We start from the raw sequence: 15,912 nt of genomic DNA on the forward strand, positions 1-15,912 counted from the left end.
AATAGATAATCGCTGACTGACGAACTATATATAATAGCCACCACGATCGCGATATCATTGTTAGACTTTGATGGATAAATGGCAACATCAGCACGCCTTTTTAATATGAGTACTTTTGAACACTGCAACTGACCATCGCCTACGCTTACAACGTGCGCCAAAATCACGACCAATAAAATGTACTGACTTTAACCAGGCTTGATGAATTCGCTATATATACCAAGTTTACTGATGGCAATATACAGATACCATAGCCTTACACCCTATATTATTTACATTGACATGAGTATCCCTAACCACTTCAGGTAAAAAAAGCCATTGAATAAGCCATTGTGCTTTATTAGACCCACGATTTACGTTTTACCGTTAATTGATATCTGTAAATGCTAATGTAATATTAGCCACACTTGCCACTATGTTCTAAAGACTGTCTTATCGTTGTTATGCGTACTCATATAGGATATAAATATGAAACGCATTTTGATCAACGCCACCCAAAACGAAGAGATTCGTGTCGCCTTATGTAAAGGCAACCACTTGTACGATTTTGACTTAGAAAACCGTACCCGCGAGCAAAAAAAATCTAATATCTATAAAGGTCACGTGACTCGTGTCGAGCCATCACTCGAAGCTGTGTTTGTTGAATATGGCTCACAGCGTCAGGGTTTCTTGCCAATTCGTGAAATCTCTGCTGAATACCTAAGCGGCAACCCACGTGACGAAAACATCAAAAAGCTGATCAAAGAAGGCGACGAGCTTATCGTTCAAGTCGAAAAAGAAGAGCGCGGCAATAAAGGCGCTGCCCTATCGACGTATGTCTCATTAGCTGGTCGCTATCTGGTACTCATGCCAAACAACCCACGTGGCGGCGGTATCTCACGTCAGATCTCAGGCAAACTGCGTGAAGACATGAAGCGCATGCTGAGCAATCTTGATTTGCCAAAAGGCATGAGTGTCATCATTCGTACGGCAGGTATTGGTAAAACTCAAGAAGATTTACAGCATGATTTAAATCACTTGCTCAATATTTGGCAAGCTATCCAAGAACAAAACCAAAAATACCCATCACCGCGCTTGGTTCACCAAGAAGCGGGTGTAGTCACTCGTGCTGTGCGTGACTATCTACGTGATGATATCGCTGAGATTTGGATCGATAACGAAAACGCTTACATTGAAGCGGCGGGCTTTATCGATGCGGTGATGCCAAAGCAAGCCGAGAAGCTACGCAAGTATACTGATTATGAGCCGATGTTTTCGCGCTTCAATATCGAAAAACAAATCGAAACTGCCTATCAGCGTGAAGTGCGTCTGCCTTCAGGTGGCTCAATTGTTATCGACCAAACAGAAGCCCTGGTGTCTATTGATATCAACTCAGCCAAGTCAACTAAAGGTTCAGACGTCGCTGAGACCGCTTATCACACCAACCTAGAAGCCGCTGATGAAATTGCTCGTCAGCTTCGCTTACGTGATATGGGTGGTTTGATCGTTATTGATTTTATTGACATGAATGACAACAAGCATCAAAAAGAAGTGGAAAAACGTCTGATCGACGCCACCAAATACGATCGTGCGCGCGTACAATTCGGTGATATCTCTAAATTTGGTCTGATGGAAATGAGCCGTCAGCGTCTACGTCCTTCACTAGAAGAGTCAACGGGCTATATCTGCCCGCGTTGCCACGGCAATGGTATGATTCGTGACCTGCGTTCATTGTCGCTCTCTATCATGCGTCAAATCGAGCAAATTGCGCTTAAAGAACGTCAAGGTGAAGTACAAGCAGAAGTGCCCACAGACATCGCAGCATTCTTGTTAAATGAAAAACGCGACAGCTTGGTTTATCTGGAGCAAGACAGTGGGACGCGTATCACGATTTTGCCACATGCTCATCTAGAATCACCAAACTTCAAGCTACACTTCAACCGTGATGGTTTTGCACCATCGAGCTATGAGCGTATCACTGACGCTCAAGAACAAGAGCACAGCGATCTTGGCTACAATGTCGACTGGCAAACTGCAGAAAAAGAACGTCCTGAGCAGCAACCTACTCGCCAGCCACGCAAAACGCCAAATGACAGCAACAAACCAAACCGACCAAACACGCAGCAGAACAAAGCGTCACAAACGCAAAATGAGACGGTAAATCATAGCAATGATCGCCGTAATCATAAAAATACCAATGATACTGTGTCTGCACCGGAAGATAGCAAAACCCAAAGTAATTCGGTACCAGTGCCACCGCAAGCTCAAAATATCGAAACGACTGCTCAGCCACAAGCCGTTGCTTGGTTATCCAACCTATTTGCTCAGGCACCGCAAGCGACCACAACGCCTAGTGTTAGCAGTCGTGATGCCGCTGAAGCTATCGAAGCGTTAGTAAACACTGGGGCTCAAAGCCTAGGCTCATTCGGTCAAGTTGATAGTAATGCGTTGAATAGTGCTGGCACAAATAGTGCGCAACCAACTCAACGAAGTAATAGTCAAAATGATGATAGTCAATCGTCAGACAGTAATAGCAACCGTCAGCAAGCTCGCCGCAACAACGACAGTGATACTGATGAAAACAATAACGAGGACAGAAGAAGACGTAAGACCCGTAAGTCTAGATCTTCTAAACCGCGTCAAAGAAAAGAGACAGCTGACGAGAGTACTAATAACGTCAGTAATACGGACAATAGCGCTGATAGTAAATCGTCTGACAGTCAAGACCAAAATCAGCCAGAAAAGCGTCAGCAAGATAGCAGACGTAACAACAATCGCAACAATCGTCAAGACAGCAATCGCAGCACGAATGAGCAGAACAAAGCTGACAAGACTGAGAACGAAACCAGCCAAAAGCCTGATGAGCAGACTCGTGCTAAGCGTAAATCACATAGCCAACGTGGCTCACGTGGGAAGCTGGAGCGCGGTGAGACGCTAACGGCTGACAATATTGAGCAAAGCAAGCAGCAAAACGCTAAGAACAGCGATGCCTCCAATAGCAAAAACCACTCTGGTACAGGCCGTAGTCAAGATCCTAACGAAGTCGTGCTACAGGTCAACGAAGCACCCACTACGTTAAAAGCGTCAGAAGTCGTGCACTTGTCTTTAGATGACAGCAAGTCTGCACAGGCAAAGCCTCAACCTAACGATAGGCATAGCCAAAAAAACAGCACGGTGAAAGACGAGCGTACTGAAAAAAGCGCTGTTCAACAGCCTTCTGCTAGCCAACCTAGTGGCAGTGAGCAAAACGCTGAAAAGCAAAATACCACGGCTCAAAAGGCGGATAAGCGAAGTGAAGATAAGCAAAGCACGGTAGAAACGTCAGAGCGTAAAGTTAATAATGATAAGGGTGATGCTACCAAAGCTGAGGTACAGAACGAGATACCTGTACATGAGCCAGTTGCTAAAGAAAGAAAAGCACCTGTAGAAGCACCATCAACTCCTACAAGTAACATCAAAAGCAAATCGGAAGCGCCAACACCGGTCATTGCTGATGCGAAAGAAACGGTAGAGACTCCAAAACAGCAGGAGACCAATACTGCTGAAAGTACGAGTAAGGGCAATGAAGCTCAAAAAACTCAGTCTGACAGTAATAATGCAAGCACAAGTAGCGTGAGTAACTCAGCACTTGAGCTGACACATGAGGCATTGTTTGGTGCACGTTACGTGACTGCTGAGAAGTTTGGTCAAGCCAGTAACGATCCACGAGTCGTACAGAGCAAGCAAGCCCAAGCTGCGCCAATACCTCAAGTAGCAAATTCTGCTGTGGTAAGTGCTCCTGCAATACGCGGTACAGTTGGTGAGTTTATACGTACAACGCTGCCAGACGCGCCAGCTCGCTTAGCAGAAGATGGCGTTATCAACTGCTTTATCGCAACGGTTGCCTTGCATGCTGAGCAAGCAAAAGCTACTGGCAATGCTGCTGAAGATAAAATCATTGCCAGCAATAGTAACGTAGCCAGTCAGAGCTTTGACTTTAGTAACTATGGTTATCAGCCATTAGCAGCCGACTATTTGACGCGCTTTGAAGCGATGACGCAAGCCGTCAGTCAATTTGCAGCAGCTCAAGGCAAGACGGACGTAGAGCCACGTACTATTAGTAAACGTGCTAGCAATGATCCGCGTGGTCAGCATCCTGACTATCAAGAATCTACTCAGGAGTCCGTAGTCTTAAGCGTTCCTAACAAGCTAACTTCAGAAAATGAAGAGCCGTTAGTAGATACCAAGCAAGATACTGCTGAAGTGAACGCGCATGACGTTGAAGCGACCGCCCTCGCCAATCAGACACAGACGGATGATGTCAGCACTGATAGTGAGCACTTGCTAGAAGTCGAGCACGCTCAATCAGCGACTGAAAATGTAGAAGCTGAAGTTGAGCAAGTTACCGACGATAAAGCAGAAGAGTCTACTAAAGAAGCGAGTAAAGACGATAGTCAGGCAGCCAAATCTAAGACGACTATTGCCAGCTATAAAAACATGATCGAGAATGTGGCTGAGCAATTGCTGCCGCAAACAGGCATGTTTAACCTGACTACGCCAAAAGTACCAAAAGCACGCAGTCGTAAGCCTAAGTCTGAGCATAAAAAGCCGACGCAAGTAGAAAAAGCAGAAGCTGATGATAATAGTGATGATAGCTAAAGCACGGTAATATAAAAATCATATAGATGTAAAAGCAAAAGCCCCGATACTTATAAGTATCGGGGCTTTTTATGTTTTTGACGTGATGATCTTAGTTTAATGATCTTAGCTTGCTTTCAACTTAACTTCTTTAATCTAATACATAGCTAACGGGGCAATGACTGAGTTAATGCGCAGTAGCATCGCCGCCACGCATTTTACTAATAGTCGTCACAATGGCTACTACGATAACACCAACGATTAGTCCGACCAGTCCATTCAATAATGACGCGGTCACTCCTTCAAACACCCCAGTAAGATGAGCAATATCTTCTACGCTATGATGTAAAAAGCCAATACCGTGAACAATAATACCGCCACCCACTAAGAACATTGCAATCGTGCCCGCTATTGATAAAAACTTCATTAGCTTCGGTGCTGCTGCAAGCATAAATTCACCAAACTTGCGTTTGCTATCACCTGCTTGTGAGTTCTCAATAAGATGTAAACCTGCATCATCAATCTTGACAATACCTGCAACTAAGCCATAAATACCGACGGTCACCACAGCAGCTACTATCGAGAGCACGATACCTTTTTGAACGATATCGCCGCCAGCAGCTGTGACCGCGCCTAAAGAGATAACAATAATCTCAGCCGACAAAATAAAATCGGTGCGTATCGCGCCTTTGATTTTGTCTTTTTCAAACGCAACCAAGTCTATATTGTCATCTGCGTTAGCTTTTAAGCGGGCGTTTTGTTCTTCATCATGAGGCAATAATTTTGGCCAAAACTTATGAATAATTTTTTCAGCCCCTTCATAACTCAGATACAACCCGCCAATCATCAATAGCGGGGTAATCAACCATGGTATAAAATAGCTGATCAAGAGCGCCGCTGGTACTAAAATCACCTTATTGACGGCCGAGCCCTTGGCAACTGCCCAAATAACAGGAAGCTCGCGACTTGGCTTAACCCCTGTGACCTGCTCGGCGTTGAGTGCCAAATCATCACCAACTAAGCCTGCGGTTTTTTTGGCGGCAATTTTGGTCATGACGCCTACATCATCCATTAAGATGCTGATGTCGTCGAGTAAGGTTAATAAACTGGCACCTGCCATGCGTGCTCCTTAAAGCAAATTTGTTAAAGATAAATCGTTAAATGATATAAATTATTATAAAAACGATGCTATTAGCTGTAGATTACAAGGGCAGGCATATATATTAAATAGTACAAATGTATCTTATTTTTTTAGCTCACGTTAGCAACCATTCTTTAAAGTTAGTATTGTTTGCACTAATTGGCTGATGTACTGCCGCTGTCATTGTCTACAATTATGGTAATATAGAGAAACTAACCACCTACCCTTTACCATCAACAAGTCATAAAAACCTCTATAAAATTAGACCTTTAAAATACTATTAAGACACACCACTATAGATGCACGTTCACAGTATTTTTATATATAGTGTTGTTACATAACGAACTCATCATTAGGCGCGATGCCTATAGGAAACCCGTATGCCATCACCTATTAGCAAAAAGACCACTACGTATCATCGTTTTTCTCGTACTATCCTCTCTCGTGTTGTGATGGGTGCCTTACTGGTAGGTGTTGCTGCTGGCTGCTCCAATAATTCAGCGGACGCAACCAGCAATACTAGCGTGGTCGGTGCTACACAAGCTCAAGCTGCTTCTGGGAAAGTATCAACTGGTGCAACATCAGCTGACAATGACCCTACCGTTGTCAAAGCATTACAGGCAAATTTAAAAGCATCTGGTATCGAAGAAAATATCGTTTCAGCAGTACCGACAGATATGGATGGTATCTATTGGGTGACGGCTGAAGGGCTACCGTCTTTCTTTACTGATAAATCCGGCAAGCATATTATCCAAGGACAAATCGTCGCCGTTGGTGATGCTGCACCCGTTGATATTAGTGCTGCCTTGGTCGCCAATACCGCACAAGAAGCGCTAAAAGCAGTGGATAAAAAAGAGATGATTATCTATCCAGCAAAAGGAGCGACCACCGCTGTTATCTATGCCTTTACTGATGCAGACTGTGGTTACTGTCGTAAATTGCACGAAGAGATGGATGATATCAATGCCCGCGGTATTGAAGTACGTTACTTGGCATGGCCACGTAGCCAAGAGTCGGTACCAAAAATGGAAGCAGTTTGGTGTAGTCAAGACCGCAACGCCGCTATGAACCAGGCAAAAATGGGTGCCAATGTGCAAGCCCCCAACTGCGCAAATCCAGTACAGGAACATATGGCATTAGGGTCAAGGCTTGGCGTACGTGGCACCCCAGCTATCTTTACTGAGACAGGACAGCAAGTGGGCGGCTACCTACCTGCGGCACAATTGGCACAAGCCGTCGGTGCTAACTGATGATTTTTCTGACAAAATTCACTGCTATTATCGTTTTATCAACAGTAGACGATATGACCTTGGCGACATTGTATAGACGTCACAACTGCTTGTCGGTATGATACGATAAAGCACGATGCAACATCAGCAATACCCTTTTATCTGAGCATTTTTTATTCAACTATGATGAAGTATATATGCGAGGCCGCCATAGAAAATGCGCACAGACTGTCGGTTTAGTACCGCAGGCTCATTTGGCACTGTCACAGCGTTTTACTTCATTATATTCAACCTCTTGAGGATACTGTGAGCAATTCCATCAAACTAGCGATACTTGGTCTAGGAACCGTCGGAACAGGCGTGATCAACCTAATCAATGACAATTTAGATGAGCTAAAACGCCGTAGTGGACGCGACATTATTATTACCGAAGTAGGTACGCGTCGTCAGCGTGATGATATCGACACCAACATCACGCAAAACAGTGACTTGATGGCAATTGCGGCAAGCGACAATGTCGATATCGTTATTGAAGTGATTGGCGGCACTACCCTAGCCAAAGACGTCATTATGCAGGCCATCAAAAATGGCAAGCATGTAGTGACCGCAAACAAAGCCTTATTGGCTGAGCATGGCAATGAGATCTTTTCTTTTGCTGAAGAAAACAATGTCCACGTTGCCTATGAAGCAGCGGTAGCAGGCGGTATCCCAATCATCAAAGTGATGCGTGAAGCTCTCGCTGCTAATAAAATCGATTGGCTTGCAGGTATTATCAACGGTACTGGCAACTTTATCATGACCGAAATGCGCGACAAGGGTCGTCCATTTGCTGATGTATTGAGCGAAGCACAAGAACTTGGGTATGCAGAAGCGGATCCAACCTTTGATGTCGAAGGTATTGATGCCGCGCACAAACTGGCCTTGCTCGCCTCTATTGCGTTTGGTATCCCATTGCAATTTGACAAGGTTTACTGTGAAGGCATCACTGGTATTACCCTACAAGACGTCAACTATGCCGAGGAGCTGGGCTATCGTATTAAGCACTTAGGATTTGCAGTGCGGCGTGATGGTCAAGGTAACGACGACGATGCTGGCGTTGAGCTGCGTGTACATCCAACGCTTATTCCGCAGGATGCGTTACTTGCCAATGTCAATGGCGTCAAAAACGCCGTGTTGGTCAACTCGCATCCGCTTGGACAGACCCTCTATTGCGGTGATGGTGCAGGTGCAGGCGCTACTGCTTCTGCCGTGATGGCAGATGTCATGGATTTGGTCCGTGTACTCGGCAGCAAAGATAATGACGATCAAAGCAGCAGCGATCAAAATAATCACGGACATCATGTGCCGCATTTGGCATTCATCCCTGAACAGTTATCGGACACGCCGATATTACGCGCTGAGCAAATGATTACTGGTTATTACTTACGCGTACATGCTTACGATAGCCCTGGCGTCTTAGCAGACATCACTCGCATCCTAAGTGATGCTGGTATCAATATCGATGCTATTTTACAAAAGCCTGCCCATAAAGTCGGTCAAGTGCCAGTGATTATATTGACCCTGCCTGTCGTTGAGAGTCGAATGAACCTAGCTATCGAAAAAATTGAAAAACTCGATACTATTACTGATAAAGTAGTACGCATTCGCTTAGATGAGCTAGCGTAAACAAAATACTGAATGAATCAGCCCTTTTAGTAATATAAATATTTGTAGTCATACAAATGCAGCTAGCTGATCAATGTCTGATCCATTCAGCAAAATTTTTAAACAAAACACGTAATAAGGAATAATAACGATGTCAAATGATTCAATTGTAATTTTAAACGGCGCACGTACTCCAATGGGCGGATTCCAAGGCGTATTAAAAGACGTCAGCGCTACCGATTTAGGTGCTGCTGCTATCAAAGCCGCTCTTACACGCTCAGGCGTTAGTGCTGATAACGTTGATGAAGTTATCATGGGTTGTATTTTGACTGCAGGTTTGGGTCAAGGCCCTGCCCGTCAAGCAATGCGCAAAGCAGGCCTACCTGATGCGACTGGTGCTGTGACCATCAACAAGCTATGTGGTTCAGGTCTAAAAGCAGTCATGCAAGCGCACGACGGTATCAAAGCTGGCAGCTTCAATGTTGCTGTGGCTGGTGGTATGGAATCAATGACCAATGCTCCTTACCTGATGCCAGGGTCGCGCGGTGGCTACCGTATGGGTCACAAAGAAGTAAAAGACCATATGTTCTTAGACGGTCTAGAAGATGCTGAAACGGGTAAGCTAATGGGTATGTTTGCTCAAGAAATGGCAGACGAAAAAGGCTATACGCGTGAGCAAATGGATGAGTTTGCTATTGAATCACTTAACCGTGCTCTAACAGCGATCAAAGACGATCATTTCAAAGATGAGATCGAGCCTATAACGTTCAAAACTCGTAAAGGCGAACAGACAGTCGATACTGATGAACAACCAGCCCTAGCAAATGCTGATCGCATCCCTACCCTACGTCCAGCATTTGCTAAAGACGGTACGGTTACAGCGGCAAATGCCAGCTCAATCTCAGATGGTGCTGCTGCTGTTGTAGTCATGAAAGAATCACAAGCGAAAGCTGAAGGTCTGGATTATCAGGCTCGTATCGTTGCGACTGCATCAAACTCGCGTCACCCAAGCGAATTTACGATTGCACCGATTGGTGCAATTGAAAAAGTACTCGCAGGTGCTGGCTGGTCAGTAGATGAAGTGGATCTATGGGAAATCAACGAAGCCTTCGCGATGGTCACTATGGCTGCTATGGATGAGCTAAAAATCGACCATGCCAAAGTAAACGTTGAAGGCGGTGCTTGTGCCCTTGGCCATCCAGTAGGCTGTTCAGGTGCGCGTATTCTCGTTACCCTTATCAACTCTCTTAAGCGTACCGGTGGCAAAAAAGGGGTTGCAACCCTATGTATCGGTGGCGGCGAAGCTGTAGCCGTTGCGATTGAGCTACCTTAAGTAAAAACTGCACTTGTACATGACATTTAGAATGTAACTGACTATTTAGTATATCAATTACTTTATATATGTTACCCAAAAACCGCATTGCCCTAGGTGATGCGGTTTTTTTGTTTCTATTTAATTAAAACACACGCCAAACATTACTCTATGTTAAGGCGCGTTAACTTGTACCCCCTTCTCTGTTATTGCACTTACAGCCTATTACACGCAATTACGGCAAGTGCACACTTTGCTACCTTGCTCATATATCTCATCCAAAATCATGGTGTTAGGATAGCTACAAGTTGATGAGAGGGCTGTTCCAATAGTTTGATCCTAACTTTGTAATACAAATGATATTGCGTTAAAACTTAAAAATAACTATTAATTTTAAAACTATAAACTCATATAAAAGGAAGACAATAATGAGCCAGCTAATCCGTTTAAAAGATATCCAAGCCACTCACCGCGACTTAATCGGTGACGACTATTATGATCCAACAGAAAAAACCGCTTACGGTGTGAATGAAGAAAAGATCGGTAAAATTGAAGGTGCCCTAGTAGAAGACACTACTGGTCGCATTCGCTATTTGATCGTTGATGCAGGTGGTTGGTTCAGCTCAAAAGAAGTACTAGTACCAGCAGGTTTAGCACGTATTGTAGGTGACGACGTATTCTTTGATAGTTTGACTAAATCACAAGTAGAGGCGATGGAAGCATACGACCATGACTATCAGTACAGTTACAAGGAGCAGTACGAAAAAGATCGTCAAACCTTTACTGCTGATACCCTACCGGCTGAAGAACGTGTAGATATTGCAGACCACACTTATGATGCACCAAATACATTAGAGCTTTTAGAAGAGCGTTTGACAGTAAACAAAGACCGCATCGTAGCTGGCCTAGTAAAAGTTGGCAAACATGTCGTAACTGAAGAGCGTAATGTTGAAGTAGAGCTAGAAGAAGAGCATGCTGATATTCAGCGTACTAGCGTCAACCGCCCAACAGACCGTCGTATCGGTGACGTAGATGTAAGCGAAACAGTAGAAGTTGAGCTAGAAGCAGAGCGTGCTCGCGTGGCCAAAGAGACTTACGTAACTGAAGAAGTAAATGTTGGTAAAATAACAGATCGTCATACAGAGACTCTTGTTGAAACCATTCAACGTGAAGAGTTAGACGTGGACAACAATGGTAACGTAGTTGACCGTGAAGGCAATTTAGTTAATCGTGATGATATTACTGCAGATGACGTACGCCGCGCCCGTGGTATGTAATCTGTAAAGTAAATACACGCTTATATCTAATAAAGAGACCGGGGTTATACTCTGGTCTTTTTTGTGGGTTAGTTTCTTTACCACTCTCTATATAATCTGTTGCACGACTCATACTGAGATCCACGCGCTATATTTAGTATCTTATACAATATAAATAATTTTAAAAACCTATCATCCATTGCTCGCACAAAATAAGGAAATAACCATGTCTACTAACAACAGCGATCTATACCAAGACAATTTAGACAATGAGCAACACCTGTCAACTGACAACACATCGAATGTAGTTAATATTGGGCATCTAGAGCTATTGGAAGAACGGCCAGTTGTAAATAAAGAGCGCTTAGACGTGGGTAAAGTGACGGTCACCAAACATGCACGTACAAAGACCATCAACGTACCCATTGAGCTTATAGAAGAATATATTACTGTTCGTACTGAGTATCATGATACAGAGAGTCAAGATTTACTCTCAGGTAACTACGATGAAAAAGATATATTGCGTCATGTTGAGCCATCACTAGACAGTAAGGCAGTAGTAACTATTAATGGTAAACAAATAGAGATCGGTGATGAGCCAATTGAAATTGTTTTATCACGTCAAGTAGCTACGGTTACTAAAGACACTTATGCTATTCAAGAAATCGATGTCAATAAGAGCACGCACGTACATACCGATAGTATTCAAGTAGAACTCAAGCATGAAGAGCTAGACGTCACTGAAGAGGGTTTCTTAGCGCACGAGTCACAGAATAATGACTCTACTCGTTTGAAATAGATGAGAGGCTGATTTTTTATTTATTAGCCCGTACAAGTTACAGACAATAAAAAGCAACGCTTACTCGCGTTGCTTTTTATTACTTGCTGTTTGTTCTAAAATCTCTAATGCTTGACTATGAGACTTTGTTACATTCAAAAGTATCAACGTTTGCCTCATCAGTACCAGCAGTACGCATCACACCTGTATCGCGCGCTTCGTGGGCGACGCGCCACTGAGTGAATCCTTGACCACCATCAATCGATGTTGCGACTTCAAACACTTCAGGGTTAGTACCTTCATTGGTTTGATTCAATGTTACTGTACCCATGTCAGTTGCAACTACCACTTGATTGGTTTCTTCCTTGTAGGTTGCATCAACTTTCAACTCAGGCGAGCACAAATATAGTATCTGTGTCACGCCGCTATTAACAGAAGCAACCGTGTCATCCTCTACTTCATTGAGTGAGGCATCTTCGCTATTGACCACAACGTCACTCGGTTCAGCAGGCTCAGCAGACATAGGCACAGACTCTTCTGTACTAACGCCTTCCATACCTGCTTCTGGCTCTGATTGTTGCTGACAAGCGCTGATCGTCAATGCACCAGCTAGCAGTCCTGTCAACGCTACTGAAGTCCGCAACTGTTTTAATAATTCTAAACTCATAACTCTCTCCCAAATAGATATGCTAAACACTATAGCGTGTCCGCAAATTCACGCCTATGCTGAATTTGTAAATAATCAATACAAATTGTCTGCTAGACATATAAGAATAAATGTCAGTGCAAGAAAGCTTCGTATTCACATAAAAAAAGCCCTTACCTAATTTAGATAAGGGCTTTTCTTTTTCAGCTCAAAGGTATTACTTTATGACGACCAATCCTTAGATCTTGCCGTGACACTGCTTATACTTGAGGCCTGAACCACAAGGACAAGGGGCATTACGACTGATATTCATACCAGCATACGGGTTTGGTTCATTGGTATCACTCGGGTTGCCTGCTACAGCTGCACTCACGCCAGCTGCTGCAGCACCAGCAGTATTGCGGTTCTGTGGTTGCGGCTGAGCGGTGGCACTGTTTGGATTACTATCTAAGTTATCAACATCATCATGCTCGAACTGCATCTGCATGTGAGCGGCATTTTCGCGCTGCTGAGCTTCTAGTGCTTCAAGCTCTTCTTTTGTTGGTATATGTACACGTGACAAGTCTTGTACGGTTTCAGACTTGATTGCACCCAGCATCATCTGGAACAGCTCAAACGATTCACGCTTGTACTCTTGCTCAGGGTTTTTCTGTGCATATCCGCGTAGATGAATTCCTTTACGCAGCTGATCCATCTGTGTCAAATGCTCTTTCCAATGCTTATCTAGGCTTTGTAGCATAAAGTGACGCTCAAGCTGAGCTGCGTCTTGCTCACCCATCTGCTCACGGCGACTGTGATAACGGTCTATCGCCGTCTGAACGATTTTCTCGCGTAGCCCTTCTTCATCCAGTCGGCGGTCTTCATCTAACCAATCGTTGATCGGCATTGTGATCTTGAACTCATCCTCAAGCTCATCTTCTAATCCATCGACGTTCCACTGATCATCAATAGAGCCAGGCGGAATAAACTGATTGATCATCGCATTGTAGACTTCTTTATGCATCACTTCGATGGCTTCTAATAGCTCCATCTCAGCCAGCAAATCATCACGCTGACCATAAATCACTTTACGCTGCTCATTGGCGACGTCATCATACTTCAATAGATTTTTGCGAGCATCAAAATCGCGGCTCTCAACTTTACCCTGTGCGTTCTCAATCGATCTAGAAACCATCTTATGCTCGATAGCTTCGTCTTCTTTTAGACCCATTGCGCGCATCATGTTGACCACGCGATCACCTGCAAAAATACGCATCAAGTCATCTTCGAGCGATAAGAAAAAGCGTGACATACCAGGGTCACCTTGACGACCAGCACGGCCACGTAACTGGTTATCGATACGGCGTGACTCATGGCGCTCAGAACCAATAATATGCAAACCACCAGCGGCCACAACTTGATCATGCTTGACTTGCCACTGAGCTTTTAGACGCTGCATCTCCTCCGGGCTGACCGCATCGATATCTTCGATAAATGATTGCCAGTTACCGCCTAAGATAATATCCGTACCACGACCTGCCATGTTGGTTGCAATCGTGACTGATTTTGGACTACCTGCTTGCGCGATGATCTCAGCTTCACGTTCATGTTGCTTGGCGTTTAGGACATTATGCTTGACGCCCCCTTGATCGAGTAAGTAAGACAACTCTTCACTGGCCTCAATCGTCGCCGTACCAACCAGAACTGGCGCACCTTTTTCCTGAATTTCTTTAATCTCACGGATGATACCTTTGTATTTTCCTAACTTGGTTAAGAAAATTTGATCATCCATATCAATACGAGCAATGGGCTCATGCGTTGGAATGACGATGACATCTAGATCATAGGTAGACTTAAATTCTGCTGCTTCGGTATCAGCAGTACCCGTCATACCAGACAGTTTGTCATACAGACGAAAGTAGTTCTGGAACGTCGTCGTTGCAAGCGTTTGGTTCTCTGCTTGAATCTCCACACCTTCTTTCGCTTCTACTGCTTGATGTAGACCTTCTGACCAACGGCGACCTGGCATCGTACGACCGGTATTCTCATCAACGATGACCACTTCGCCTTCATCGACGATATAATGGACGTTTTTGACAAAGACATGATGCGCACGAATGGCGGCCTGAACGTGAGCCAATAGTGGCAAGCGGCTTGGGCTATACAGGCTTTCGTTTTCACCAAGCTCACCTACTTCGATTAAGAAGCGCTCAATTTTCTCATAGCCTTTTTCGCTAATCTCAATCTGGCGATTTTTTTCGTCAATCCAAAAATCTTCTTCTTCGTTATTCTTGTTGGCTTCTTCATCTTTTGAGCGGATCAGCACAGGAATAATGGTGTTGATCAGCGCATACATGCGTGATGAATCTTCAGCTTGACCCGAAATAATGAGCGGTGTACGCGCTTCATCGATTAAGATTGAGTCAATTTCATCAATAATACAGAAATTTAGTGCGCGCTGTTTCTTCTCTTCTAGCTTGAACACCATGTTATCGCGCAAGTAATCAAAGCCGTACTCGTTATTGGTACCATAGGTAATGTCTGCTTGGTAAGCATTGATCTTTTCTTGTGGCGGCTGCTGCGAATAAATAACACCAACGGTCATACCCAAAAACCCAAATAGTGGGCGGTTTAGCTCAGCATCACGAGCAGCCAAATAATCGTTGACCGTAACCAGATGGACACCTTTACCACTGATAGCGTTTAGGTACATCGCCAAAGTACCCATCAGGGTTTTACCTTCGCCTGTTTTCATCTCAGCGATTTTGCCTTCGTGCAAGGTGATACCACCGATCAGCTGCACGTCGTAGTGACGCATACCATTCACACGTAATGATGCTTCGCGGCAAACGGCAAATGCCTCTGGCAATAGTGCATCTAAGCTTTCGCCTTTTTGATGGCGCGCTTTGAACTCTTCGGTTTTTTGTTGTAGTTGCTCATCAGACAGGGCTTGTATTTCAGCCTCTTTTGCGTTGATCTTATTGACCACTTTACGCATGCGTTTTAATTCGCGGTCATTTTTAGTGCCAACCACACTGCCTATAATCTTTGATAACATAATTTTTTGACCTATGGAATATTCGATAATTAGTGCGCATTAGCCAAAGCTTAGCTCGCGGCCTTGTCTTCATTCGACTAAGTACTACCTAATTTAGTATCGCCCAATTAAGTGTGCCGTCATTATATATGGTTATGGCGCTGATGGATACAAGGGCAGTGAGTAGATATTTGCCGCGGTAAAAACCACGCAGGACGTGTTAAAATATAGTGTATACCCTCTTACATTCTTAGCGTTTTGTATGACTTTATTGGTTTGTCATCTTTACTAGTT

The 15,912-nt window shown here is 44.2% G+C and carries 9 protein-coding genes; 6 read left to right on the forward strand and 3 right to left on the reverse strand.

Features of this window, described 5'->3' with window-relative positions; genetic code table 11:
• Positions 1–468: 468 nt before the first annotated feature.
• Positions 469–4,617 carry an Rne/Rng family ribonuclease gene (locus AC5JPO_RS07170; protein WP_493853662.1) on the forward strand — a complete coding sequence of 1,383 codons (4,149 nt, stop codon included), beginning with the start codon at positions 469–471 and terminating at the stop codon, positions 4,615–4,617.
• 166 nt (positions 4,618–4,783) lie between these two features.
• Here the strand turns inward: AC5JPO_RS07170 and AC5JPO_RS07175 are convergent, their stop codons facing one another.
• Complete coding sequence (locus tag AC5JPO_RS07175; protein WP_493853663.1) at positions 4,784–5,716, reverse strand: DUF808 domain-containing protein; 933 nt, start codon at positions 5,714–5,716, stop codon at positions 4,784–4,786.
• A gap of 401 nt (positions 5,717–6,117) precedes the next feature.
• Between AC5JPO_RS07175 and AC5JPO_RS07180 the strand changes: the two genes are divergently transcribed.
• The 5 genes from AC5JPO_RS07180 (at position 6,118) to AC5JPO_RS07200 (ending at position 11,977) form a co-directional block, all read left to right on the forward strand.
• Positions 6,118–6,987 (forward strand): DsbC family protein, encoded by an 870-nt coding sequence (locus AC5JPO_RS07180; protein ID WP_493853664.1) that lies wholly within the window; start codon positions 6,118–6,120, stop codon positions 6,985–6,987.
• 285 nt (positions 6,988–7,272) lie between these two features.
• Entirely contained in the window at positions 7,273–8,631 is a 1,359-nt protein-coding gene (locus AC5JPO_RS07185) for a homoserine dehydrogenase (protein WP_443525318.1), read from the forward strand.
• A 130-nt stretch (positions 8,632–8,761) separates the two neighbouring features.
• Positions 8,762–9,943: a thiolase family protein gene (locus AC5JPO_RS07190; protein ID WP_493852371.1), complete on the forward strand. Its 1,182-nt coding sequence runs from the start codon at positions 8,762–8,764 to the stop codon at positions 9,941–9,943.
• 407 nt (positions 9,944–10,350) lie between these two features.
• Complete coding sequence (locus tag AC5JPO_RS07195) at positions 10,351–11,199, forward strand: DUF2382 domain-containing protein (protein WP_493853665.1); 849 nt, start codon at positions 10,351–10,353, stop codon at positions 11,197–11,199.
• A gap of 205 nt (positions 11,200–11,404) precedes the next feature.
• The gene (locus AC5JPO_RS07200; protein WP_493853666.1) at positions 11,405–11,977 is read left to right on the forward strand and encodes a YsnF/AvaK domain-containing protein; all 573 of its coding nucleotides are present in this window, start codon (positions 11,405–11,407) and stop codon (positions 11,975–11,977) included.
• Positions 11,978–12,092: 115 nt separating this feature from the next.
• Here the strand turns inward: AC5JPO_RS07200 and AC5JPO_RS07205 are convergent, their stop codons facing one another.
• Positions 12,093–12,623: a hypothetical protein gene (locus tag AC5JPO_RS07205; RefSeq protein ID WP_443525314.1), complete on the reverse strand. Its 531-nt coding sequence runs from the start codon at positions 12,621–12,623 to the stop codon at positions 12,093–12,095.
• 217 nt (positions 12,624–12,840) lie between these two features.
• Positions 12,841–15,639, reverse strand: a complete 2,799-nt coding sequence (gene secA, locus AC5JPO_RS07210; protein WP_493853667.1) for a preprotein translocase subunit SecA — start codon at positions 15,637–15,639, stop codon at positions 12,841–12,843.
• Positions 15,640–15,912 lie beyond the last annotated feature (273 nt).

This window comes from Psychrobacter sp. H25, assembly GCF_059076335.1.

What these genes read in the sequence shown, in the direction of transcription:
- AC5JPO_RS07170 (WP_493853662.1), top strand. Translation starts at nt 469, where the DNA reads ATGAAACGCATTTTGATCAACGCCACCCAAAACGAAGAGATTCGTGTC.
- AC5JPO_RS07175 (WP_493853663.1), bottom strand. Translation starts at nt 5,716, where the DNA reads ATGGCAGGTGCCAGTTTATTAACCTTACTCGACGACATCAGCATCTTA.
- AC5JPO_RS07180 (WP_493853664.1), top strand. Translation starts at nt 6,118, where the DNA reads ATGCCATCACCTATTAGCAAAAAGACCACTACGTATCATCGTTTTTCT.
- AC5JPO_RS07190 (WP_493852371.1), top strand. Translation starts at nt 8,762, where the DNA reads ATGTCAAATGATTCAATTGTAATTTTAAACGGCGCACGTACTCCAATG.
- AC5JPO_RS07195 (WP_493853665.1), top strand. Translation starts at nt 10,351, where the DNA reads ATGAGCCAGCTAATCCGTTTAAAAGATATCCAAGCCACTCACCGCGAC.
- AC5JPO_RS07200 (WP_493853666.1), top strand. Translation starts at nt 11,405, where the DNA reads ATGTCTACTAACAACAGCGATCTATACCAAGACAATTTAGACAATGAG.
- AC5JPO_RS07205 (WP_443525314.1), bottom strand. Translation starts at nt 12,623, where the DNA reads ATGAGTTTAGAATTATTAAAACAGTTGCGGACTTCAGTAGCGTTGACA.
- secA (WP_493853667.1), bottom strand. Translation starts at nt 15,639, where the DNA reads ATGTTATCAAAGATTATAGGCAGTGTGGTTGGCACTAAAAATGACCGC.